Consider the following 21,868-nt stretch of genomic DNA (forward strand, 5'->3'; position numbering starts at 1 on the left):
TCTACACTCCCTTGTGGATGTTCCAGATCAGCCGAATACTCAGGATGAATGCAATGAGATAGCCGAGAATGCCGAGCACGGGGATGCCGCCGAGCTGCGGCTTCATATCCGTCGTACAGATGGTGCTCGAGGCGATGAGAAGCGCCGCGCACAGGAGGGCAATGATGAGTTTGTTGATCATCTTGTCAAAGCGCTGTACGGGTTCCTCCGAGCCGGTGAGGTCAATGTTGAGCTTCGCCTGTCCGCTCATGGTCATCTTCAGGAGGTCGGCAAGCTGCTCGGGGATCTGGACGGACTTGCGCAGGAGCATGATGCCCTCCTGCCGTGCCTTGGTGAGTCCCTCGCGCCATGTCATGCCCTGCACGATGCCGAGTGAGAGGCTGCGCGCAAAGATCTCGAGGAAGCTGACCTCGGGGGCACAGCGCCGCATGACGATCTCCACAGTCATAACGCCGCGCGCAAACATCGCAAGCCCGCTTGGGCAGCCGATGTGGTGCATACGCAGGATACCCAGGATCTGATTCGTCAGCACACCCATGTGGACGTCGGTGAAATCGAGGGAGCCGTACTGCTCCATCATCACGTCAATATCTTGGTAGAGTTGGGCGTGATTGATGCGTCCCCTGACAATGCCGAGCGCGAGGACGGCGGCCTTCATCTCAAAGGTGTCGTGGGTCGCAAGCGCGAGGATCGCGCGGCGCAGTGCCGTACGGTCACGGTTGCTGAGGCGTCCCATCATGCCGAGATCGAGCCAGACGATGGTGCCGTTTCGCACGCGAATGTTGCCGGGGTGCGGGTCACCATGGAAGAAGCCGTCCTCGATGATCTGCTTTGCGTAGTTCTCTCCGAGGCGCCGTCCGATCTGGGTGACATTGATGCCTGCTGCGTGCAGGGCATCGGTCTGGTCAAGCGGGATGCCGTCGATGTACTCCATGACGAGGATGTACTGGGTGGAGAGATCGCGCAGGACGCGCGGACAGGAGATGAAAGGATTGTCGCGGTTGAGATGGGAGAACTCCTCGATATGTCCCGCCTCAATCAGAAAATCCATCTCCTGCTTGGCGATGTTCCACATCTCGTCCATGAGGGTGCGAAAATCGACGACATCATCACGACTGACGAGACGGATGATGGTGGCGGCGCGCTTCATGAGCGTGAGATCCATGCGCATGATCTCATGGATACCGGGACGCTGCACCTTGATGACGACCTGTTCGCCGTTTGTCAGCTGCGCGCGGTGCGCCTGCGCGATGCTCGCAGAACCGAGCGGCGTACTGTCGATCGTGCGAAAGACCTTGTTCCACTCGCGGTTGTACTCCTGCTCCACGATGGAGAGGATGACGGGGAAGGGAAGGGGGCGCGCGCCTGTCTGCAGTTTCATGAGCTCGTCGCAGTACTCCGTCGGGAGGAAGTCTGGGCGCATACTCATGATCTGCCCGAACTTGACAAAGGTGGGACCGAGATCCTCGAAGATGGCGCGCAGCTTTGCAGGGGTCAGACCGTGCACGATGTCATGACGGCGCAGAACGGTGACCATCTCGCGCAGACGCAGAGCGGCGTTCTTGTTCTCCGTGCTCTGCAGCAATGTACCCAGCATGATCTCACCTCCCGGCTCAGCATCTATCCGATGTGCTCCGCTTACTGCCTCCAGAAGTTATTCCGCGGCTTTATACTTCTCTGCAAGCTGCTGCTTTACGGTCTCGTTGCTGAGGAATTCATCGTAGGTCGAGATGCGGTCAACAACGCCGACGGGCGTGATCTCGATAATGCGGTTCGCAACCGTTTGCGTGAACTCGTGGTCGCGCGAGGCGAAGAGAATCGTGCCGCTGAATGACATCAGCCCGTTGTTGAGTGCCGTAATGGATTCGAGGTCGAGGTGGTCGGTCGGCTCGTCGAAGATCAGCACGTTCGCGCCGGAGAGCATCATGCGTGAGAGCATACAGCGCACGCGCTCACCGCCTGAGAGCACCTCGGCGCGCTTCTGGCTCTCTTCGCCCGAGAAGAGCATACGTCCGAGGAAGCCGCGCACGAACGTCTCGTCCGGATCCTTCGAGTACTGGCGCAGCCAGTCGACAAGGTTCAGCTTGACATCGTCGAAGTAGGCACTGTTGTCCGAGGGAAGGTAGGTCTGCGTGGTCGTCACGCCCCATTTGAACGTACCCTCGTCCGCCTCCTCCTCGCCCATGAGGATCTTGAAGAGCATCGTCTTTGCCGCGCCGTTCGGGCCGACAAAGGCGACCTTGTCGCCCTTTTTGAGCGTGAAGCTGACATTTTTGAGGAGCTGACGGCCGTCCACTTCCTTTGAAAGCCCTTCGACGGTCAGCAGCTGATCGCCCGCTTCGCGGTCGGGGGTAAAGGCGATGTAGGGGTAGCGGCGTGTGGAGGGCTTGATGTCGTCGAGTGTGATGCGGTCGAGAAGCTTCTTGCGCGAGGTCGCCTGACGGGACTTCGAGGCATTTGCCGAGAACCGTTGAATGAACGTCTGGAGCTCCTTGATCTTCTCCTCTTTCTTCTTGTTTGCGTCCTTTGCCATCTGCAGGGCAAGCTGACTCGACTGATACCAGAAGTCGTAGTTGCCGGCAAAGAGCGAAATCTTGCCGAAGTCTACGTCGCAGATATAGGTGCAGACCTGATTGAGGAAGTGGCGGTCATGTGAGACGACAATAACCGTGTTTGGGAAGTCTACAAGGAAGTTCTCGAGCCAGTTGATTGAGGTCACGTCGAGGTGGTTCGTCGGCTCGTCGAGGAGCAGGATGTCGGGCGAGCCGAAGAGCGCCTGCGCGAGCAGAACGCGCACCTTCTCTGCAGGGGAGAGCTCGTTCATCTTGAGCGTATGCTTCGCATCGGGCACGCCAAGTCCATTGAGCAGCTGTGCCGCCTCCGTCTCTGCGTTCCAGCCGTCGAGCTCGGCGAACTCTGCTTCGAGCTCCGAGGCGCGCATGCCGTCCTCATCGGAGAAGTCGGGCTTCTCGTAGAGCGCGTCCTTCTCGTCCATGATCTCTACGAGACGTGCGTGCCCCATGATGACCGTGCGCAGCACCTCGACCTCATCGTAGGCATAGTGATCCTGCTTCAGAACAGCGAGGCGTTCGCCCGGCGTGATATCCACGATGCCGCCCGTCGGCTCGATGTCGCCCGAGAGGAGCTTTAGAAAGGTGGACTTGCCCGCGCCGTTTGCGCCGATGATGCCGTAGCAGTTGCCGGGGGTGAATTTCAGATTGACATCCTTGTAGAGGACGCGCTTGCCGAACTGCAGGCTCAGATTGTTGACGGTGATCATCTTTCCGTTCTCCTTTCCTACTTGTGCAGGATCGCGCGGAACATCGACAGAATGCTCTGCCCGTAGGAGTCACCGGGAACCGCCCAGCGTCCGTTGAGATCCTGCCAATGACCGAGTGTGTTTGTGCCGTAGACGTTGCGTACAAGACTATATCTTGGATCAACAACGGGCTGCATGGGCTCACGTGTCGATGCATAGGCGAGCAGGTGCTGAATGTGTGCGCGCACCCCGATCTGCGAGGTGGCGAAATAGGCGCCCTTCACAGTTGCACTCGTCGTGCCGAGCCCACAGTAGTTGTTCTGATCCGGGGTCACCGTGCCGCCGTAGCGGAAGAAGCCGGTCTCCTTCAGCGCTTGGGCAAAGGCAACATCGGGGCGGATGCCCTCGCGGGCACCCTCCTCGTAGTAGTAGGCGACAAGTTCGCGCGGCGTGACGGAGATGGCAGGATATGGATTCACACTCAGGAGATAGTCCACGCACTGCTCCTGACTTGCGAGCGGCGTGCCGATGATGGCGGTATCGTATTCCGAGAGTGTTTGAGGAACACTGAAGAGCGGCTTTTCCGCAGCAACGGCATTTGCCTTCTCTGCTTCCTTGATGAGTGCGTCAATGCGCATGCGAAAATCGGGCTTTTCCTCGACCTCTGCGCCGCGCTCTGTGCGGACCTTCGTTGTCGTATCCGGATCGTGTACGCGGCGTGCCTCACCGCTCGTCACAGTCAGAATGCAGAACCCCATGAGGGCGGCGGCAAGAGAGCCGCGCAGAACAGTATCCTTTCGCAAGTGATGAACCTCCCAAATTATATTTTGAGGAACCATGCCTCTATCGAATCCATTGAACCAGAAAAAACAAGCTGAAAAGCACCGTGAGCCCCCATGTCGCGTGCGTGGCTCTTTCCCCGCGCGCCGCCGTGAGCAGCGTAAACAGAAAGAGCGCAAGCGTCAGCCCTGTCCGCACATCGTACGCCGCGAGGATGAACGCAGCGATGACAGCGCCCTCGCGCAGCGTGAAATGTGCGGCACGGGGCAGCATCTGCAAGGCGCGCACGAGGAGCATCAGCCCCAGCACAGCAAGTGCGATTGCAGGTACGGCGGGAAAGTCTGCGAGTGCCTGCATGAGTACTGCACAGGGCAGGAGGAGCAGCAGCAGGAGTGCCGTGAGACACGCCGTCAGCGGAATGCCTGCAATACGGCGATCCTCCGACGCCTCCGGCAGCGCGGCTGAGATCGGCGCGATCGTCAGAGGGAACGCGCCGAGAAGACTCATGCAGCCGCTCACACCAAAGAGGGGGGCAAGAGGCTGCTGCCGCGTTATGGGCTCCGCCTCCGCAGCAAGTACTGCCATACTCTCAATTAGGAGAGCGAGCAGCAGTGTCAGCCCGAGCCCTGCAGCCGCAAATGGATCGGACTGTGCGAGCGTCAGGGCACCTGCCGCCCCTCCAAGGTCGGGCATGAGAAACGGTGCGGGGGGAATCTCCCAGAAGCCCTCTGCCCAAGTGAGCGCGCCGATGAGAACCATCCCGAGCGGCAGGGCTGTGCGTACGTTTCGCGCATGGAGCACGAGAACGAGCAGAATGCCCGTGAGCGTAAAGTAGGTGAGGGGATCACTGAGTGTACCGCCCATCGAGAGCGCCCACGGCGACGGCAGGAGTATGCGTGCATAGAGTGCCGCTGCTGTCAGCATACCGCACCCCAGGCCTAAGACCAGACCCGTGCGGACAATCGGAGGAAGCGCGCGCGTCCATGCGTCGGCATACTTCGTGCGTGTGAGCAGCATACCAACGCAGGATGTGACAGCCGCAATGCCGAGCATCTCCTGCCACGAAAGTCCGCGTGCGATGATCTCCTCATAGACGAGCCATGCAGTGACGGCAGGGGAGGGGAGTGCGAGCAGCGTCCTTCCGCCGCGCGAGACGGCAAGCGTCCCGACGACCGCTGCGAGAATGCTGACCGTATACGCCGCTGTGAACGGCATGCCTGTGCGTGCAAGCAGTGCCGCCGTCAGCACGAGCGTCAGGGCAGCGACGGCAGCGAGGACGAACGCCGTGCTGAGAGCCGTGCGCAGCCCTCTCTCTTTGCCGTACATAGTTCCCTCCCGCAACATCCCAAAACATTTTTATTTTATCACAAAACAAGTAATTGATAAAGAGGTCCTTTTATTTCAAGGCTTTAGAGAAAGATAAAGTGTATTTGTCTACAACTTGTCTACAAAATTACTTGCCTACAATATCCCCAAAGATGCGAGCAGTCTCCTGCATCATATCCTCTGTGTCGTGTGCATAGAGGTTTTGCGTGATGTTCGCATTGGCATGTCCAAGGCGAGCTGCGACATCAACCGGCTTTGCCCCCGCCTCAATCAGCTTCGTTGCGTGGGTATGACGAAAACTGTGCGGATTGAGCCCTGACTTTCGCAAAACAAGCGTGACGGACGTGTGATGGAGTGGGACACCATTCGGACGGATACAGACGAGCGAACGGCGCAGGAGGTAATCCGGCGCAGGAAGTTTCTTCGGGAGAAGAACCAGAGCCCGATCATCGCGTGAATCCTCGTAGGCCAGTTGATAGGCTTGCCCGAAACGCATCTGATGCTCTGCTTGCTCAGCGCGAAGCGCGCGGAGGTAGGAAATAAAAGATGCGTCTACATAGAATACACGCGCGCTGCTCTCTGTTTTCGGCGTATCAAAATAGCCCGCCTCGAATCGCTGACGTGAGACACAAATCTTACCTGTGTTCAGGTCGATATCCTCCCATGTCAGTCCTAGTGTTTCGCTGATGCGCATTCCCGTGTGATACATGATCTTGATGGCGGGGTAGCAGGTTGTAGCTTTGGGGATGGCGGCAAACTGCTCCGGTGTTATGATCACGCGTTTTATCACCTTGCGCGGCGCACAGCGGGGAATAGGGATATTCGTCGCCGGATTGACAGCAATGAGCTCTGCCGGATAAACGGCATACTTCAGTGCAGCAGACAACACAGACTTCGCCTGCATGATCGTTCCGGCAGCAAAACCTTTACTTGCAAGTTCCTGCACCCACGCAGCAACATCGCGCGGGCGAAGGTCTTGTAAAAAGATACCTCCCAAACGGGGAAGAACACGGAGTTTTATTGCGCAGGAATAGTTTTGATATGTCGTCCGCTTCACGTTCGGGCGCACGACATTCTCAAGCCATGAGGCGAGGTAGTCCCGCAGCTTCACCTTCTCAGATGTGATACCGATGTTGCCGGACTTCCAGTCGGCGTATGCCTTTACGCCCGCGTCAAATGCTTCATCCTCGGTGGCAAATCCTCCTTTCTCTTTCATGCGGCGCGGATTCTTCGAAATGTCGAAGCTGTACGAGTACGTTTTTCCACGCTTTCGTATGCGTATCTTGGACATAAATAAAACCTCCTTGAAATAGGAGGCGAATCATGGTAGAATTTATTTGCAACTTGGCATGATTCGCGTCATGTCTGCCGCTCTCTCTGTTGGCGCAGGGAGGGCGGTTTTTATGTGGGAAGAAAACGTGATATTTTCCTACTTGGGTGTCCAAATGGGAAAAAAGAGCCGATTTTTCCTAGTTAACATCCGCAAGTGGGGCTGAAAGACCCGTCGCAGCATTTTGTCCGCCCGTTCACACATCCGCATACACCTTTGTGATGACTACAACAACCACGTCTAAGGTATATCATGTGATGGTTATAGGTGCCGACAATGGAGCCAAGCTCCGGTGGTGCCGCTTCAGAGGCAAGGACAAAGTTCGCAATAGAACCTTCTTCCGCTTGCGGTGTTGCAGCAAATACTGTGGGGGACAACAGCGCCACAAGCAATGTTGTGAGAATAGAGATGCGTTTCATTATGCTTTCTCTCCCTTCATATCTACCATCGGCAGGCGACCTTTCTCAATATGTTTTGCGGCGTCTTTTAAGACTTTGACGTTTGTAAATCCATTTTGAAATAGAATCTGCGCTGCACGAATAGAATAACCGTCGTCAGGACATGAGCAAAAGATCATGTAAGCTTTTGATTTATCTTGCTGGGCAATAAAATCATCAAGAGGTTTCTTCTTATATGGGTTAATCCATATTTCACCGGCGACCTCCTTCTTGTTCCGCTCTCTGCTTTGCTCGGAACGAACATCAATTACCTGCACGGCATCCGGGGCGTTTAAGTATTCTTTGAGAGTTATGAAGGAATACTCAACTTGCTCTTTTTGTTGTGACTGCTCAGCTGATGTGGCATTGAAATTCAGCAGGATGAGCAACAATAGAATAGGGATACGTAATAGGTTCATTTTGTCTTCCTTCCTGTGATCTTCTGTATGTTAGTCATTAAATTAAAAAGAATAATCGTAGGCATTTTTTTCTAATTCATCATGATGCTCAGATGCGTAATTGCAAATTGTTTTGAACATCATATCACCCCATGTATTGGGTTGAATTTTATATACGAAATCGTTATGGTATTCCTGTATTTTGTTTCCGTCCTTGTCATAGAAGGATATTATATGAGTCGTTTCGCTTCGATCTGGAATAGAATAAGTCTTATAGGAAATGCTGTGATGTAGAGTAAAAAAATGAAAATCTTTAAAGTCTTCTGCAGCTATCTTTGCTCCTCTTTCCGTATAAAATGTTTTTTCCCAAAAGGAAATTTTTGTAGTGTCAATTGTAGTTTTTGAATAGTCTAGCGGGTCGTGCTTTATGTTATAGTGAATAAATAATTTATCAAAGAAATATGCACACTCATTATTTGAGCTAATCCATTGCCAGTTTTCAGCATACCCTACACTCGTCGATAGAACAACAAACGCAGTGATCAACAGTGAGAGCACTTGCTTTTTCATGGCGATTACCTCCTTTAATGTGACCATGCTTCAATCTCGTCCGCTGATTCGGTGCGGTAGAGATCGTTCCCTAAAATATGTGCAAGCTCGTGTTGATACGTCTCTATGTTTGTTTCCCTGTTGTGGCGTGCGTTCAGCACAATGGTTGGATCGCCGTTCTCATCCGTTACAACGAATCCTTTGACCGCAACGGGCAAGTCTTGTAAGACTGTTCTCACATCAGTAATCATAGTCTCCGCGCTCCTTCGCTTTCTGATATTCAACAAAGCGTCGCACTTCCTCGATCGATTCCTTGCTGAGACCGCGCGACGCATCAAAAAGAACTCTGATGTTGGGGTTCTCTTTCATTTCGTTTGCGATGGCTGCTACCTCTGGGTCGTCGTAGTAGGATGGGGAATCATCAACATCCTCTTCTGGTTGCTCCCATCCCATGATGTAGGCAGGTGTGACATGATATACCTCGGCAAGTAGTTCTATCTTGTCCACAGGGATATTTGTGACAATATCGTTCTCGTACTTATATAGCGTCTGCTTTGATACGAGTACACGCTTGCCTACTTCGTCTTGGGTCAACCCTCGGTCTAAGCGAAGGGCTTTTAGACGCGCCCCGATAGAACCATTGGGCATATACAAGCCCCTCCTTTCTCAAATAATATGCTATTTATATATTAACATAAATGACATAAAAAGCAACAAAAAAGTTACTTTCGCAGAATAAAATGTCTTGACAGGTTACTTTTTGAGGTGTATACTCGTGGTATCTTGAAAAGTTACTTTTGAAAGGGGGATGTATAGATGATAAAAACGGATGATCTTATTGGTCTGATGGCAAAACATCGAATCTCACAGAGAGAAATGGCAAAAAGGCTTGGTATAACGGCGAAAACATTCGCACTCAAGTTAAAAAAGGGGCGCTTTGGTTCTGATGAAATCGAAATCATGATTGAGGAACTTGAGATTGAAGATCCTATGTCCATTTTTTTTGCCAAAGAAGTAGCTTTATAAGTTACCGTTCAAATAAAACACCTCTCAACGAGAGGCAAAGGAGGTGAGGGGATGAAAACAATTTTCCAGTCGGATAGCCACGGGGGGAACGAGCTGAAAGGCTCGGCTGCAATCCTTGTGGATGGTGCAATCGAGGAGGTCTTTACGCTCGGTGTAGGTCTCAATATGAGACGCACACTGGATGCGGAAAAGAATATGAGCATCCTGATTGAGGTTCAGGATGCTCAGACGGGCAAGACAGCCCACACATTTGTTGTTACCTGTAAGGCTTAGGGATTGATGCTTTGCATGCAGGTGTTGACGCGCAAGGCAATCCGCTCGTTATTCGCCAAAATGACGTCTGCGATTGCCTCTGGGGTAATGGTGTCATAGGATGCGAGGATTTTCAATATCTCGTCTTTTGACAGTCCGGGGTTTGGTGTCAATGTGATTCGGACATTGCTCATGGTAACACCTCCTTTCTGTCCTGATTATACCACGGTGGTGAGGCGAGCAACAACACAGCCGAAACGGGCGCAAGCCCGTCCGCAGGGAGTGACCGCCCTGCGCTGATGATGGCAGGTCACGTTCCGCCGATACGAGGCGAATCATGGTAGATAGCAAGAATGGCGGGACGTTTCCTCATAGATAGGAGGCGAGGTTATGGGAAAGACGGCGACGGATGCGGCGGCAGATGCTTTCGTCGCGGGGCTCATGGTGGGTTTTGACAGGATCGCGGACGAGAAGCTGACGGAGAAGGTTGATGCGTTGGAGCAGCGGATTATCGAGCGTCTGCCGCAGGTGGTCGCTCTGCCGCCGAAACCTGCGGAGTATCCGCCCGATCGGCTGCTCAGTGTCGGCGAGATCGCCGATCTGCTCGGCTGTTCGCCGCGTACAGTACAGACGCGGATGGATAAGGGCGAACTGGTCTATGTGCTTCTTGACCCGAGCAGTAATCAGCGAAAAGTACCATATTCGTGGGTGATGGAGTACATTCACAGCCTTCCACGTTATGTGGGCAAAGTGAGGGAGAAAAAGGAGGTCAAGGGTCATGCGTGAGTTCTTAAAGGCGGCTCTCGTTGGCGGGGCGTTCATCGCGGCAGCATCGCTCTTCTCGGGGGCGGTGAATCCGTGGGACGACGGCAAGAATGCGATTCTCGTTGAGGAAACATATGTCGTCAAGCCCGGTGATACCCTCTGGGATATCGCGGAGGAGTACCTTGCCAAGAACACCGGCACCCGCCGGTACATCTTGGAATATAAAGAGGGCATCTACGAGAACAACCCGTGGCTCGTAGATCGCAAAGGGCTGATTCGTCCGGGCGACGAGTTGCAGATGACATACTGGGTGAAGGGGGAAGAGGAATGACAAGGGAACAGGCGAATGAGCTTGCGGACAGACTTGCGATGAGCGACTTGTTCATCTGCGTAGCACTCAAAGGAAATCGCTCGTGGGAAGCGTCCTACGGTGATTCATACAAGTTGGTTGACGTTGCATATAACACACTGTTGTCAATGATTGATGAACTTGAAACAGTCGAAGAACAGATCACGCAGATCAGAACCCGTATGATGTTCTTGAATGCGGCACGAATCGCAAAAGAAAAAGCGCCCAAAGCGGCGGCAACCGCTCAAGGCGCAGAAGGATAACAATCTAGCGTGATTATATCACGAAGTAGGAGGAATAGCAAACATGAGATACAGGGTAAATTTCCGTATTGAGGGGGCTGTCGAGGTAACAGCCTCATCTGAGGAGGAGGCTGAGGAGATCGTCGAGGATATGGAGCGTGGCGATCTGTTCAAGGCGTTTGATTTCGACGAACAGGAATTTTCGGCGGCAGCGTATGAGATAGATGAGGGGGAGTAGAGATGAGGATTCCGAAGCGGCTTCCCGAGGGACTGAAAGCCCTCGTGGAACTTGAGGAAGCGTTTGGGAGGCTGACACTCCTCTCGGCGGAAATGCGTCGCTATCAGGGGACGGCGCACATCGAGCTGACCTACATTGACAAGGATAGTTTTTCCGGCGATGCGCTTGTGACAATTGATTCTGCACTCAGTTACAACAAGTACGAGCGCAAGGTCAATGAGCACGCACAGGCACACCGACGCAATATCAACGTATTTAGGAAGGCGGTGCTGGCATCATGAACCTCTATGACATCGACAATGCAATCCTCTCCTGCGTGGACATGGAGACGGGGGAGATCATCGACGCGGAAAAACTCGACGAGCTGAAGATGGAGAAGGAACAGAAAATCCGCAACATTGCGTGCTGGGTGAAGGAACTGAACGCAGAGGCGGAAGCCCTGAAGAAGCAGAAAGATGCGTTCGCTGCTCGTGAGAAGGCGGCAAAGAACAAGGCGGAGGGACTGAAAGCATATCTCTCCTCCTATCTCGGCGGGAAAGAAGCCAAGGGGACGGAATATCAAATCTCCTTCCGTGCGTCACAGGCGACGGAGATCACGGATGAGGAAGCAATCCCTCCGGAGTACCTCGTTTCGCAGCCGGACAAGATCGACAAGGATGGACTGCTCAAGGCGCTCAAGGGCGGTGCTGTCATTCCGGGGGCGCAGCTGATCGAGCGGAAGAACATCCAGATCAAGTGAGGTGATACCGATGGCAGGAAAGGCAATCTACGCCGCACTCATGGCAGTGCAGAGCGAACTGAAAGCACCGAAGGGGCAGGAGAACACCTTCGGCAAGTACCGTTATCGCAGCGCGGAGGACATTCTGGAGGCGGTAAAGCCACTGCTCAAGGAAAACGGTTTGTACCTGCGTATCTCAGACACAGTGGAGCTGATCGGCGACCGTTACTACGTCAAGGCAACGGTCACGGCCGTGGACATTGCAACAGGGGACGCGGAAAGTGCGACGGCATATGCGCGTGAGCAGACAGAAAAAAAGGGGATGGACGCAGCGCAGGTGACGGGGGCAACGTCCTCCTACGCCCGCAAATATGCCCTGAACGCGCTTTTCGGAATTGATGACACCAAGGATGCGGACACGGACGAATACACGCGTACAGGGCGTTCTGGGGCGAATCAAGAGCAAGCGAAGAAACAGACACAGCCGCCTACACAGGCGCAGGCAACTGCGGTCAATGACGCACACGCAGCGATGAAGGAACTCGCGGCTGAAATGCAGCGTATCAATGCCACGAAGGAAGAAGTCGCGGGGATTTGCAGGAAGCTGTTCGGCAAAGCCTCCTCGCGCGAACTCACGGCGGAGCAGCTGCGCAAGCTCACGGCGAATCTTGCGGCAGAGATCATGGCAGGTGTGGCGTGATACAGGAGCGCGTGACTGGCACGGTGAGGGATATCACGGAGGATGGGACAGCGGTCATACACGCAGCCCTGCCCGACCCTCTCCGTGCTATGCTGCGGGACTACAAGGATGTTGAGATCATTCTGCCCGATGGACGGCGCATCTCTCCTGAACAGCGGCGCAAGGTGTACGCTCTCATCGGTGAGGTTGCAGAGTACGTCGACGGCATCCGAAACGCGGGGACGGTCGAGAGTGCGAAGCGGACGCTCAAGATGGAGTTCATGCTCTCCCGCATGGAGGGGATGGAGCGCAGACTGTTCTCTCTTGCAACCTGCGATGTGACCACAGCGCGGGAGTTCATCAACTTCCTCGTGGAGTTCATCATCGAGAACGACATCCCGACGCGTGCACCGCTGATCGAGAACTGCGAGGATATCGCCGCGTATGTGTACGCCTGTCTCATGAGCAAGAAGTGCGCGGTATGCGGGCGACACGCAGACCTGCATCATGTCGATGTCGTGGGGATGGGGCGTGACCGTACGGAGATTTGTCACATCGGGATGCGTGCGCTCCCCCTGTGTAGGGAGCACCACACGGAGATTCACGCGGTAGGGCAGGAGGGTTTTCTAAAGAGGTATATCCTCGAACCGGTCAAGATTGATGAGCGGATCGCGGATGTGTACGGCCTGCGGGGGAAGAGCAGGAAGGAGGTGTCGTTATGAAAGAGATTTGTCGATATGCCTGTGAATTTTGCGGCGTAGATTTTGATAGTAAAGAGAAAGCACACCTTTGTGAAAGTTCACATATGATTCCGAAGGAGATTAAGTCAGCAAAATACGTTTCTTCAAACGCGATTGGGGATCCTGAATGTAATTACGCAAACAACTATCCGGAAAACATCACTATCCAGATGAGCAATGGGGAAGAGGTTGATTATGTAAGAGATAGGAGGTGAGAGATTTGTTTGTTGTTAAAGATCTGGAACGGCTGAAGGAGTATGGCTTTACCGAAACAGGGAGCAAAAACAGCAGAGGAAGAAAAGTTTACTGGAAGGAGGTTGGCGTATCGACAATTGGTTGCGCCACGGCGTATCTCACACTACTCGTGAATACAGAAGGGACACGAGAAAATGAAATCATCGCGTGTTGTGAGCCTGAGTTTAGTGATACCGATGATGGCGTGCAGACCGTGATGTGGGCATTCGACGAGCTTTCTGAGATGTTGCATGATGATGTGATTGTGTGGAGCAAGCTCCCGAGACCATAGAGAGAGGTGAGTATTGTGAATAACATTGAAACCATGTTCTATAACGCATGGATTGAACGCGGTGAAGAAGAAAAAAAGCGGGGGATTCGTCCTACGCGAATACGCCCGCAAGTTCCATGCGGTGGATACATCATCGACTTTGTGGTCGACTACCGTTTCCAGATAGATACGATTAAGGTCGCCATAGAAATCGACGGTCACGAATCGCATAAGACGAAGGCGCAACGCTTTAATGACTACGCTAGGGAACGCTTCCTTATGGCGAAAAGAATGCTGGTTATTCGCTTCGCAGCGAGTGAGGTGTTCGTTGATGCAGCGGCTTGCGTTAATGAAGTGTGGCAGATTCTCTACGGATTGGATTATTCGTTCTATGCCTATGGCGGCAAAAAGTTCGATGAAGGCATTCAATTCGAGCAGGACTGGTCATCTGGGCGTATCAGACGCAGCCCGTATGAACCATCTGCTGTAGAGCTGACGGAGTAGCACCTCCATTCATATAAAAATTAAGGAGGTGAATGTATGCGGCAGTATATGACACTTCTAAAATCTTACTATGATTCTAGCGTGGGATTAGTCCCGCCCGTAGCCCAAGCGCTTTATTTCAGGCTGTTTCTCATAAACAACCGCGCCGGCTGGACGGAATGGTTCGGGGCGACAAATCAGAGACTAATGTTAGAAGTCGGACTAAGTAGTGCCCATACTCTCATCGAGAACAGAAACCTCCTGAAAAGACTAGGGTTCATCGACTTCAAACAGGGGAAAAAAGGTCAACCGACGCTCTATCGTCTGAATGATATGTGTGAAGAAAAGGGTGCATTAAATGCACTGAATACTGCACCGCAAACTGCACTAGAAAGTGCATCAAATACTGCACTGAATACTGCACCGCAAACTGCACACATATATAGACAAGAGACAATGACTAAGACTAAGACAAAAAGAAATCCAAAAGAAAAAGCTGTCGCTCTTCTTTTGGAGAGCTATACAGAGAACCCCAAAGTTCTTGAAGCACTCAAGGGGTATGTTGAGATGCGCAAGGCGAAGTGGAGTATACCGACGGAGCGGTCAGTCCAACTTAGTCTTTCAAAGCTCGACAAGCTGGCGCGTACCGATGAGGAGAAGATTGCCATTATCGAGGAGGCTGTGATCGGGGAGTGGAAGACATTCTACCCGCTGAAAAAACAGGAGGTGAGACAGGGTGGAGCACATATCAGTCATAGCAAAGGTGCTCTCGACGAGAGGTATCCAGATTTCGCAGAGGCAAACCGAAACTACGTCCCTCCGTGGGAAGTACGACCTGCTGGCGGAGGAGATCGAGCGGCATCGGGATGAGATTGCGCATATTGAGCGCCTGCAAGACCTCTGTCGCGGATGCACGGGGGAGAGCTGCAAGCAGACATCACGGGGGATGATTCCTGTGGTGGATACGTCCTGTGGTCGGTTCTACCACGTTCTCAGCCCTTGCAAGCACGAGCGCAACAGGCGGGAGCGCCTGCGGATTGCACGTCTCTTTGCCTCGGCGCATATTCCCCGCGCCTATGAGGCGGACACGTTCGCAGATTACGAGGTGACGGGCGGAAACAAAGGAGCGGTAGATGCAGCGCGCATGATGGTCGACGGTGAGATCGGCGGGCTGTTTGTCTATGGCGTGCGTGGGACCGGCAAGACTAAGCTCGCGGCAATCATCGCCAATGAGCGGGCGAGAGCCGGAAAGCCTGTGCTCTTTGCGTCCGTGCCTGACCTGATGGCAGACATCCGCGCGTCGTTCGCGGACGGCAAGACGGCGGAGACAGTGCGGGCGGTGAAGGAAACACCGTTTCTGGTGCTCGATGACCTCGGTGCAGAGAAAATGAGTGAGTGGGTCGGGGAGCAGCTCTTTTGCATCGTCAACCACCGCTATAACGAGCGCTTGCAGACGGTTGTGACGAGCAACTACAGCCCGACGGAGATCATCGGTCACATGGCGACCGTAGACAGGCGTGGCAACGTGATTGACGATATGCAGGGGCAGCGGATTATGTCGCGCATCTACGAGATGTGTGAGCGGGTAGAGATACGGGGCGCAGACTGGCGCATGAAAGGAGCGTGCTGAGATGGAAAGGCCAAAGATAGGAGATATTGTGCGCCTTAAGCAGATTTTGTCTGATTTTGGATGTAACACTGAAAATTACAGGTTTCACGATATGAGCAAAGAGGAAGTTTTGGCTCTGTATGACGGCTTGCGTGAGAGTTGGGGAAAAGAACGCCATACGGAGATAGAACGGGAGATTGACACAACAAAGCCGCAGCCGTGCACAAGATTTTGGAATGCGGGTACAGTGGAGTGGATTGCCAAACTCATGGAGGAGACGAACGAGGCAATACAGGAGGCGAAAAAAGTTTATGCGCTTGAAAAAGCGGATGAGGATGGCGTTGAATATGCGGGATGCATTGGAGATGAGGAAGTCCTCCTCGCCGAAGAACTCACGGACGTTATCACGGTTTGTGTCTCATGGCTTCATGCGCTCGGCTACGACGAGTATTTGCGCGGCGAGGTGCAGAAGCGCGTGAACGAGAAAAACAAGGCACGCGGGTATTTCTGAGGAGCGGTCATGCTAAAAGAATCAACACTCTTTGGCGAGGTGGACAAGGTCAAGATCGCGATGAGGCGGTTACGGCTTAACGAGCCGGAGGAAGGGTACTATGTCGCATTCTCGGGCGGGAAGGATTCATGCGTCGTGCTTGACCTGTGCAAGCGGGCGTGCGTCGATTACGACGTACACTACAACGTCACGACGGTTGACCCGCCGGAATTGGTACAGTTCATTCGCCGATGCTATCCAGAAGCGTGGGAAGGCCGCAACGTGCCGCAAAAGACGATGTGGGACTTGATCGTCGAGAAGCGTATGCCGCCGACACGCAGAGTGCGTTACTGTTGCCAATACCTCAAGGAGGGCGGAGGAAAAGGGCGGTTTCTCGTGACGGGCGTGCGTCACGCCGAATCGTCTAAACGCGCAAATCGGCAGATGGTTGAGGTGTGCAGTCGCAACAGTGCAAAGCAATACATACACCCCATCATTGATTGGACAGACGAAGACGTATGGGAATATATCAAGACCTACAACATCCCATACTGTTCCCTCTACGATGAGGGGAAGAAACGTCTTGGGTGCATCATGTGCCCATATCAGGGAGCCGAAGGGATGAAGCAGGAAGCTGCCCGCTGGCCGCAGTATGCGAAAGCCTACGAGGCGGCATTTCAGCGCATGGTTGACAAGCGTCGCGCGGACGGCTTACCGACGCAATGGGAGACGGGCGCAGAGGTCATGCGTTGGTGGATTGGCGAGGACAACCGCATCCAAGAGAATGATGATCAGATTACGCTATTCGGTCTACGGATGGATGAGAGCAGCGTTTGAGAGGCGGTTACGACATGGACGAGTATCATCCCTGCAAGAAGCCCGACCCGACGGCGCGGGAGGCAATCGGGAATGTGATGCGTATCCTGCGCACGCAGCGGAAAAAGCCGAACAAGTACAATGCGCGGAAAACAACGGTGTGCGGGCATACGTTTGACAGCAAGCGAGAAGCGGAGGTGTATCTGGAACTGCTTGCACAGAAACAGGCGGGCGAGATCGTGCGCATCGGCTTCCAGCCGTCCTACACGCTTCTTGAGGGGTTCAAGGACAACATGGGGAAGAATCAGAAGCCGATCACCTACACGGCGGATTTCTTCGTGACGTTTGCGGACGGACATTCTGAGGTGATCGAGGTGAAAGGCGTGCGTACGCGGGACTACCTGCTGCGCAAGAAGCTGTTTCTCCACATGATGAGGGACACGGATATTGTGTTTCGGGAGGTGCGGTAATGAAATATTGCAGATACTGCTCCAACTGTATCACCTGCGAAGACTGTTATTACTGCGAGGCACGGGAAATAACACTTTCATCCGAGCAGATACGCCGTCCAACGACTTGCCATGAATTTCACTTGTCCTTCACGGGTGATGTGGACACGGGGCGTAGATATCGACCAAAGAAGGAAAAGCCTGTTGTGAGCGATGTCGGGATATCGTTATTTTAGGGAGGTACGGTAGTGGAGTACAAGATAGAGCGGCTGGGCGTCGCAGGGACGCTTGCCTGCCAATTCGAGCACAAGGGGCACAGGTATTCCGCGCAGGTGGACAAGATTCCGCTGGGCGGTGGAACGGGATGCACGATATGTCCCGAGAACGGGTTTGATGAGCTCTACACGAAAGACCATGTTCCCTTGACGGAGGTGGGGCTGATCGCGTGCATCGAGGAGTTTGTCTCGGAGTTAGAGGAGGAGTGAACGCAATGGAACCGATAGTTAGCCCCTGGATATTTTATTGGGTGGATGTAGTTTCTGGATTGAGGTGGGTTCTGCTCGGCACTATGACGGCTTTTATCTGTTTTTGCATCATCGTTGCGGTGCATGTTTTGGTTGAATTTGACGACGGTTATGAGGCGTTTGTAGGAAAATACTACAAGAAAATAAAAACATTTGTTGTGCTGATAATGGTAAACATCCTGTTGCTTATCGCTATTCCGGGGAAAGATACGATGATTACCATGATCGTTGCACAATACACAACTGAAAATAACTTGAACTATATTCTAGACGTGTCAAAGCAAATCATTGAAGCGACAAAAAAAGATAAATAGGAGGCGGTTGCATGAAACACATACTTGACGCATGTTGCGGATCTCGGATGTTCTGGTTCGACAAGGCGCATTCGGCGACCGTGTTCATGGATAACCGCAGCTTTGCTAAAACGTTGTGCGATGGCCGACGATTCGAGGTCAAGCCCGATCTGATCGCTGACTTCAGAGAGATACCATTTCCTGACGAGAGTTTCAGGCTTGTCGTATTTGACCCGCCGCACCTGTGCAGTGCAGGAAAGACTTCGTGGCTCGGCATCAAGTACGGCGTGCTCGAAAGCACATGGCAGAATGATCTGCGCCGAGGATTCGAGGAGTGTATGCGTGTTCTGCATCCCTACGGCGTGTTGATTTTCAAATGGTCAGAAGATCAGATTTCTACGGCGGACATTCTGAAACTTCTCCCCGTGCGACCGTTGTTCGGGAACCGGAGGGGTAAGACAATCTGGATGGTGTTCATGAAATTTCCAGAGGAGGAGAGAATATGAATCTCCAGTGGAAGATGAACAATGTTGTTTGTCCACGCGGCAACATGTGCACCTGCATTGCAAAGTTTGACAACAGCCGCTTTTGGCTTCAGAGCGATGCGCTTGTGGATGTGCAGGAGTTCCTGCGGCAAGTACAGGAAATCGCACAAATGGCAGGGGCAAAGGTGGTTGAGTCCAAGTACCTTCTGGAGCAACATGGGAATTGGTATGACCTCACCGAGCGAAGCGAGAACATTGTCCTTTTCGACGAGGTGTATGACCCTGAGACGGAAACAGCAGATTACAGATATTTTGTTGATGATGGTGTTGTCCCCGCAACAGGACGGCGTCGCGTCCGTTATCTTGCGCCGGAGGAGGTTTTTTTCTTGGGAGAAGCGTAAGGAATAGCGACTACAACCGCAAAAATCGGCTTGAAGTTGCTGAATATCAACCAAAAAGCGGAAAATATGACAACTATCTACGCGAAAAACGCAATGAAGGAGGAGAGCATATGGGTAAGAAATACGCATACATCTATCATCCCCTGCACACGGGATATTGGACGGGCTTTGAAACTGTTGAGGCGGCGCTTGCGGCAGCGAGAGAGCGAGACCTTGATGCTGAGACCGTCTATATCACCGAGACGGAGGAGTTTGTGCCGCACGTTTGGTACGACAGCGTGATCGACAATCTGCAAGAGGCAGTCGATGATGAGTGCGCCGGGTGTTATGAGGGCTATCTTGACGATGTGCCGGAGGCAGATAAAGAGGTTCTGGGTGAGATGCTCACTGCGACATTTATACGTTGGGCACAGGAGCACGGTATTAAGTACCGTGTGGATATCCCCGTTGCGAAAAAGGATGTGCTATATGATTTGCGAACGGGCAAGCCAGTAGAGGAGGAATCCAAATGAATCACTTCGTAGGAATCGGACGGCTCACGCGCGACCCAGAGGTAAGATACACGCAGAGCGGCAAGGCGTGTGCGAAATTCACACTTGCGATTGACAGGCGTAAGAGTGGGGATGGTAATCCGCAGGCGGATTTTATCTCGTGCGTTGCATGGGAAAAGACGGCGGAGATCATCAGTCAGTATGTCTCGAAGGGACAGAAGATCGCTGTCGAAGGGCGCATCCAGACACGCAGCTATGAGGCGAATGATGGGACGAAACGCTATGTGACAGAGGTCGTTGTCAATAGCATGGAGTTCTGCGACAGCAAGGGCGGCGGGGCAAGCACTACAAACGGAGGAGCATATGCAGGGACGCCCGTACCCGATGATGATATTCCGTTTTGAGGAGGCGGTACAAGTGTGGGAAGGATTGTACTTTTATGGCTTTGGCGAAGATGACGAACGCGGAGAAGGGTACTTTTCGAGCATCGAAGAAGCACTGGAGCATGCGCGGAAGAATACCGACGAATATGATACGGTGAATATCGGACGTGGGGAGATACTCGAATTTCGCGTAGATGGTCAATCTGTACTCGATCAGATTGACGATGATGTGGATGCAGAAGGGATAGAGGTCAACTTTTTCTGGAGCATGGATCTTCCGAAAGAGGACATCGACGATCTGTCCGAAATGCTCACACAAACATTTCGTGCATGGGCGGATAAGCACGGATGTGCGAAGTTTGTTGAGTACATCACGGATGTCAAAAAATACGACCTTGAAACAGGGTGGCAGGTATAGGAGGAGACCGTATGGCAAAACTCACACCTGACGAAAAGACGTTACACTATTTTGCGTTTCGCTTTGTGCTCTCCCAGGAGGCTAGTGCCTTTGTGCTTGTCGCCTACCTTGTGTTAATGCACATGGATGAGTTTGAGGAATGGCGATTACAGGACATGATTGAAGATGTTGAGGAAAACTTAAAAGGGCGGGTGGATATCACATCTGTTGATGTGGACGTGAAGAGGAGCTTTCGGCAAAAGCTGATGGATGAACTTACCGGGCGGCGTGCAAAGAGCGAATGAGATATAGGAGGGACCGTCTTGTTAGAGAACGAGATAGCCTTGCAGATGGCAGATGAGATTCGGCAGGATCGCAAACAGGCAGAATTCATGCTGCTGAACTATGCGGAGGAGCTAAGAACCTACCGATTGCAGCGCGAGGAGTATGTACGGGGGAACAACGTACAGGGCGGCGGCGGGAATCTGCCGGGGCATCCAACAGAGGCAGAGGCTCTACGCGGTGTCAAGTTTGATGATGCCTATCCTGCCTATACGTGGCTGCGGGCGGTGGAGTTTGTCGAGCGCGGATTGTCAGAGCGCAAGCGGATATTTCTGGATGCGCGTCGTAAGGCATCGCGCGACAAGGCAGGGAGAGGGCGCAGGGCGTGGCTTGTACGCACGCAGATGATGTACTGCGAGGCGATGCGGGAGCGGTTTCTCAATACGGAGTTCTTCACATCTGAGCGAGTACTAAAGGATATGTGGAGGTACATCGTTGATCGTACCGTTGAGGCATATCTAAAACTGGAACAAAATAAATTAAATAGACGCGTCCAATAAAGCTGTTTTTCGGTGCTAAAATGCTATTGTGGGTAGTTTGGGGATAACCCCAACCACTGATCTCTCCTCCTATTCCTTACGTATGGCCGTCTCAATCGAGGCGGCTTTTCTGTTGGGAGAGAAACGAGGTGCTTTATGACACATGGTGGTTGCATAGATGACCTTTGCCGCAAATGGCAGGAGATTCTAAAACTCAATAACTGGGAGGTTGTTGTTAAGCTCGGGAGACCTGACGAATTAAGCGAGCCTGACCGAGAAGGTGAGTGCTTTATCAATCTTCCGAAAGGTGAAGCACTTATTCGTTTGCTTGACCCTAAAATACCGTATGACTTCACGTTTCAGTACGACGTAGAAAAAGTCCTTGTTCATGAGCTCCTGCATCTGTCTTTTGCACCGTTTGAGCCAGAGGATGACTCTCTACGGCATGATCTCTGGGAGCAGACGATTGAACGGATGGCGAAAACTCTTGTTGTGTTTCAACGTCGTGTGGAGAATCTGGAATCGCAATGAGTGAGATATAAATTTCTGCGGTTTTTTATATTTCGTTTGTGCGAAACATAAAATTCGTTTCAGTTTTACATTTCAGTTTTCAGTTTTTGGATTTTTGTTTTT

38 protein-coding genes and 1 other RNA gene are annotated in these 21,868 nt (G+C 52.8%); 29 read left to right on the forward strand and 10 right to left on the reverse strand.

Going from position 1 to position 21,868, the window contains the following annotated elements; translation table 11 throughout:
• Window position 1: 1 nt before the first annotated feature.
• The 9 genes from BCS37_RS02880 to BCS37_RS02920 all read right to left on the reverse strand — a co-directional run bounded on the left by BCS37_RS02880 (window position 2) and on the right by BCS37_RS02920 (window position 8,727).
• Window positions 2-1,597, reverse strand: coding sequence for an ABC1 kinase family protein (locus BCS37_RS02880; protein ID WP_069180070.1), 1,596 nt, complete (start codon window positions 1,595-1,597; stop codon window positions 2-4).
• A gap of 57 nt (window positions 1,598-1,654) precedes the next feature.
• Window positions 1,655-3,280 (reverse strand): ABC-F family ATP-binding cassette domain-containing protein, encoded by a 1,626-nt coding sequence (locus BCS37_RS02885; protein WP_069180071.1) that lies wholly within the window; start codon window positions 3,278-3,280, stop codon window positions 1,655-1,657.
• A 17-nt stretch (window positions 3,281-3,297) separates the two neighbouring features.
• Window positions 3,298-4,062: a glucosaminidase domain-containing protein gene (locus BCS37_RS02890; protein ID WP_069180072.1), complete on the reverse strand. Its 765-nt coding sequence runs from the start codon at window positions 4,060-4,062 to the stop codon at window positions 3,298-3,300.
• 40 nt (window positions 4,063-4,102) lie between these two features.
• Window positions 4,103-5,365: a nitrate reductase gene (locus BCS37_RS02895; protein WP_069180073.1), complete on the reverse strand. Its 1,263-nt coding sequence runs from the start codon at window positions 5,363-5,365 to the stop codon at window positions 4,103-4,105.
• 127 nt (window positions 5,366-5,492) lie between these two features.
• Window positions 5,493-6,656 (reverse strand): tyrosine-type recombinase/integrase, encoded by a 1,164-nt coding sequence (locus tag BCS37_RS02900; protein WP_069180074.1) that lies wholly within the window; start codon window positions 6,654-6,656, stop codon window positions 5,493-5,495.
• Between the two features lie 457 nt (window positions 6,657-7,113).
• Entirely contained in the window at window positions 7,114-7,551 is a 438-nt protein-coding gene (locus BCS37_RS02905) for a rhodanese-like domain-containing protein (RefSeq protein ID WP_069180075.1), read from the reverse strand.
• 42 nt (window positions 7,552-7,593) lie between these two features.
• Complete coding sequence (locus BCS37_RS02910; protein WP_069180076.1) at window positions 7,594-8,100, reverse strand: hypothetical protein; 507 nt, start codon at window positions 8,098-8,100, stop codon at window positions 7,594-7,596.
• A gap of 14 nt (window positions 8,101-8,114) precedes the next feature.
• Window positions 8,115-8,330 (reverse strand): ImmA/IrrE family metallo-endopeptidase, encoded by a 216-nt coding sequence (locus BCS37_RS02915; RefSeq protein WP_069180077.1) that lies wholly within the window; start codon window positions 8,328-8,330, stop codon window positions 8,115-8,117.
• Complete coding sequence (locus BCS37_RS02920) at window positions 8,320-8,727, reverse strand: helix-turn-helix domain-containing protein (RefSeq protein WP_069180078.1); 408 nt, start codon at window positions 8,725-8,727, stop codon at window positions 8,320-8,322. Before BCS37_RS02920 ends, BCS37_RS02915 begins: the two co-directional genes overlap by 11 nt.
• 168 nt (window positions 8,728-8,895) lie before the next feature.
• On the opposite strand from BCS37_RS02920, the gene BCS37_RS02925 reads away from it, so the two are divergent.
• Both BCS37_RS02925 and BCS37_RS02930 read left to right on the forward strand, forming a co-directional pair.
• Complete coding sequence (locus tag BCS37_RS02925) at window positions 8,896-9,105, forward strand: DUF739 domain-containing protein (RefSeq protein WP_069180079.1); 210 nt, start codon at window positions 8,896-8,898, stop codon at window positions 9,103-9,105.
• Window positions 9,106-9,156: 51 nt separating this feature from the next.
• Window positions 9,157-9,378 (forward strand): hypothetical protein, encoded by a 222-nt coding sequence (locus BCS37_RS02930; RefSeq protein WP_069180080.1) that lies wholly within the window; start codon window positions 9,157-9,159, stop codon window positions 9,376-9,378.
• Here BCS37_RS02930 and BCS37_RS12035 read toward each other — a convergent pair.
• A complete protein-coding gene (locus BCS37_RS12035; RefSeq protein ID WP_159057708.1) occupies window positions 9,375-9,551 on the reverse strand; it encodes a hypothetical protein in 177 nt (58 codons plus the stop codon). The two genes, BCS37_RS02930 and BCS37_RS12035, sit on opposite strands and share 4 nt — an antisense overlap.
• 56 nt (window positions 9,552-9,607) lie before the next feature.
• On the opposite strand from BCS37_RS12035, the gene BCS37_RS02935 reads away from it, so the two are divergent.
• From BCS37_RS02935 to BCS37_RS03060, 27 genes are all read left to right on the forward strand, one after another.
• An RNA gene (locus tag BCS37_RS02935) (hammerhead ribozyme type II) lies at window positions 9,608-9,672 on the forward strand.
• 75 nt (window positions 9,673-9,747) lie between these two features.
• Window positions 9,748-10,143: a helix-turn-helix domain-containing protein gene (locus tag BCS37_RS02940; protein WP_069180081.1), complete on the forward strand. Its 396-nt coding sequence runs from the start codon at window positions 9,748-9,750 to the stop codon at window positions 10,141-10,143.
• Window positions 10,136-10,453, forward strand: a complete 318-nt coding sequence (locus BCS37_RS02945) for a LysM peptidoglycan-binding domain-containing protein (RefSeq protein WP_069180082.1) — start codon at window positions 10,136-10,138, stop codon at window positions 10,451-10,453. The genes BCS37_RS02940 and BCS37_RS02945 overlap by 8 nt, the downstream gene beginning before the upstream one ends.
• Entirely contained in the window at window positions 10,450-10,734 is a 285-nt protein-coding gene (locus tag BCS37_RS02950) for a hypothetical protein (RefSeq protein WP_069180083.1), read from the forward strand. Before BCS37_RS02945 ends, BCS37_RS02950 begins: the two co-directional genes overlap by 4 nt.
• Before the next feature lie 43 nt (window positions 10,735-10,777).
• Complete coding sequence (locus tag BCS37_RS12040) at window positions 10,778-10,951, forward strand: hypothetical protein (RefSeq protein ID WP_159057709.1); 174 nt, start codon at window positions 10,778-10,780, stop codon at window positions 10,949-10,951.
• Between the two features lie 2 nt (window positions 10,952-10,953).
• On the forward strand, window positions 10,954-11,232 hold the full coding sequence (locus tag BCS37_RS02955) for a hypothetical protein (protein WP_069180084.1): 279 nt from the start codon (window positions 10,954-10,956) through the stop codon (window positions 11,230-11,232).
• The gene (locus BCS37_RS02960) at window positions 11,229-11,690 is read left to right on the forward strand and encodes a siphovirus Gp157 family protein (protein WP_069180085.1); all 462 of its coding nucleotides are present in this window, start codon (window positions 11,229-11,231) and stop codon (window positions 11,688-11,690) included. Before BCS37_RS02955 ends, BCS37_RS02960 begins: the two co-directional genes overlap by 4 nt.
• A 10-nt stretch (window positions 11,691-11,700) precedes the next feature.
• Window positions 11,701-12,369: an ERF family protein gene (locus BCS37_RS11715; protein WP_083205762.1), complete on the forward strand. Its 669-nt coding sequence runs from the start codon at window positions 11,701-11,703 to the stop codon at window positions 12,367-12,369.
• Window positions 12,366-13,070, forward strand: a complete 705-nt coding sequence (locus BCS37_RS02970) for a putative HNHc nuclease (RefSeq protein ID WP_237142731.1) — start codon at window positions 12,366-12,368, stop codon at window positions 13,068-13,070. Before BCS37_RS11715 ends, BCS37_RS02970 begins: the two co-directional genes overlap by 4 nt.
• Window positions 13,067-13,303 (forward strand): hypothetical protein, encoded by a 237-nt coding sequence (locus tag BCS37_RS02975; RefSeq protein WP_069180086.1) that lies wholly within the window; start codon window positions 13,067-13,069, stop codon window positions 13,301-13,303. The genes BCS37_RS02970 and BCS37_RS02975 overlap by 4 nt, the downstream gene beginning before the upstream one ends.
• 5 nt (window positions 13,304-13,308) lie before the next feature.
• The gene (locus BCS37_RS02980) at window positions 13,309-13,614 is read left to right on the forward strand and encodes a hypothetical protein (protein ID WP_069180087.1); all 306 of its coding nucleotides are present in this window, start codon (window positions 13,309-13,311) and stop codon (window positions 13,612-13,614) included.
• Window positions 13,615-13,629: 15 nt separating this feature from the next.
• Window positions 13,630-14,097, forward strand: coding sequence for an endonuclease domain-containing protein (locus BCS37_RS02985; RefSeq protein ID WP_069180088.1), 468 nt, complete (start codon window positions 13,630-13,632; stop codon window positions 14,095-14,097).
• A gap of 36 nt (window positions 14,098-14,133) precedes the next feature.
• Window positions 14,134-14,946, forward strand: coding sequence for a hypothetical protein (locus BCS37_RS02990; protein WP_069180089.1), 813 nt, complete (start codon window positions 14,134-14,136; stop codon window positions 14,944-14,946).
• Window positions 14,840-15,706, forward strand: coding sequence for an ATP-binding protein (locus BCS37_RS02995; RefSeq protein ID WP_237142742.1), 867 nt, complete (start codon window positions 14,840-14,842; stop codon window positions 15,704-15,706). Before BCS37_RS02990 ends, BCS37_RS02995 begins: the two co-directional genes overlap by 107 nt.
• A 109-nt stretch (window positions 15,707-15,815) precedes the next feature.
• Entirely contained in the window at window positions 15,816-16,196 is a 381-nt protein-coding gene (locus BCS37_RS03000) for a hypothetical protein (RefSeq protein ID WP_107528581.1), read from the forward strand.
• 9 nt (window positions 16,197-16,205) lie between these two features.
• Window positions 16,206-17,012 (forward strand): phosphoadenosine phosphosulfate reductase family protein, encoded by an 807-nt coding sequence (locus BCS37_RS03005; protein WP_069180090.1) that lies wholly within the window; start codon window positions 16,206-16,208, stop codon window positions 17,010-17,012.
• A 14-nt stretch (window positions 17,013-17,026) separates the two neighbouring features.
• On the forward strand, window positions 17,027-17,461 hold the full coding sequence (locus BCS37_RS03010) for a DUF1064 domain-containing protein (protein ID WP_069180091.1): 435 nt from the start codon (window positions 17,027-17,029) through the stop codon (window positions 17,459-17,461).
• Between the two features lie 227 nt (window positions 17,462-17,688).
• Window positions 17,689-17,925 carry a hypothetical protein gene (locus BCS37_RS03015; protein ID WP_069180092.1) on the forward strand — a complete coding sequence of 79 codons (237 nt, stop codon included), beginning with the start codon at window positions 17,689-17,691 and terminating at the stop codon, window positions 17,923-17,925.
• A 5-nt stretch (window positions 17,926-17,930) separates the two neighbouring features.
• On the forward strand, window positions 17,931-18,278 hold the full coding sequence (locus BCS37_RS03020) for a hypothetical protein (protein WP_069180093.1): 348 nt from the start codon (window positions 17,931-17,933) through the stop codon (window positions 18,276-18,278).
• A gap of 11 nt (window positions 18,279-18,289) precedes the next feature.
• Window positions 18,290-18,763: a class I SAM-dependent methyltransferase gene (locus BCS37_RS03025; RefSeq protein ID WP_069180094.1), complete on the forward strand. Its 474-nt coding sequence runs from the start codon at window positions 18,290-18,292 to the stop codon at window positions 18,761-18,763.
• Complete coding sequence (locus tag BCS37_RS03030; protein WP_069180095.1) at window positions 18,760-19,143, forward strand: hypothetical protein; 384 nt, start codon at window positions 18,760-18,762, stop codon at window positions 19,141-19,143. The genes BCS37_RS03025 and BCS37_RS03030 overlap by 4 nt, the downstream gene beginning before the upstream one ends.
• A 110-nt stretch (window positions 19,144-19,253) precedes the next feature.
• Entirely contained in the window at window positions 19,254-19,655 is a 402-nt protein-coding gene (locus BCS37_RS03035) for a hypothetical protein (protein WP_069180096.1), read from the forward strand.
• Complete coding sequence (locus BCS37_RS03040) at window positions 19,652-20,038, forward strand: single-stranded DNA-binding protein (protein ID WP_069180097.1); 387 nt, start codon at window positions 19,652-19,654, stop codon at window positions 20,036-20,038. Before BCS37_RS03035 ends, BCS37_RS03040 begins: the two co-directional genes overlap by 4 nt.
• 13 nt (window positions 20,039-20,051) lie before the next feature.
• A complete protein-coding gene (locus tag BCS37_RS03045; RefSeq protein WP_069180098.1) occupies window positions 20,052-20,435 on the forward strand; it encodes a hypothetical protein in 384 nt (127 codons plus the stop codon).
• Between the two features lie 11 nt (window positions 20,436-20,446).
• Window positions 20,447-20,719 carry a hypothetical protein gene (locus BCS37_RS03050; protein WP_069180099.1) on the forward strand — a complete coding sequence of 91 codons (273 nt, stop codon included), beginning with the start codon at window positions 20,447-20,449 and terminating at the stop codon, window positions 20,717-20,719.
• A gap of 18 nt (window positions 20,720-20,737) precedes the next feature.
• Window positions 20,738-21,256, forward strand: coding sequence for a hypothetical protein (locus BCS37_RS03055; protein WP_069180100.1), 519 nt, complete (start codon window positions 20,738-20,740; stop codon window positions 21,254-21,256).
• Between the two features lie 135 nt (window positions 21,257-21,391).
• A complete protein-coding gene (locus BCS37_RS03060; RefSeq protein WP_069180101.1) occupies window positions 21,392-21,766 on the forward strand; it encodes a hypothetical protein in 375 nt (124 codons plus the stop codon).
• Window positions 21,767-21,868: the final 102 nt, after the last annotated feature.

The sequence above is a fragment of the Selenomonas sp. oral taxon 920 genome (assembly GCF_001717585.1).
Classification (GTDB): domain Bacteria; phylum Bacillota; class Negativicutes; order Selenomonadales; family Selenomonadaceae; genus Centipeda.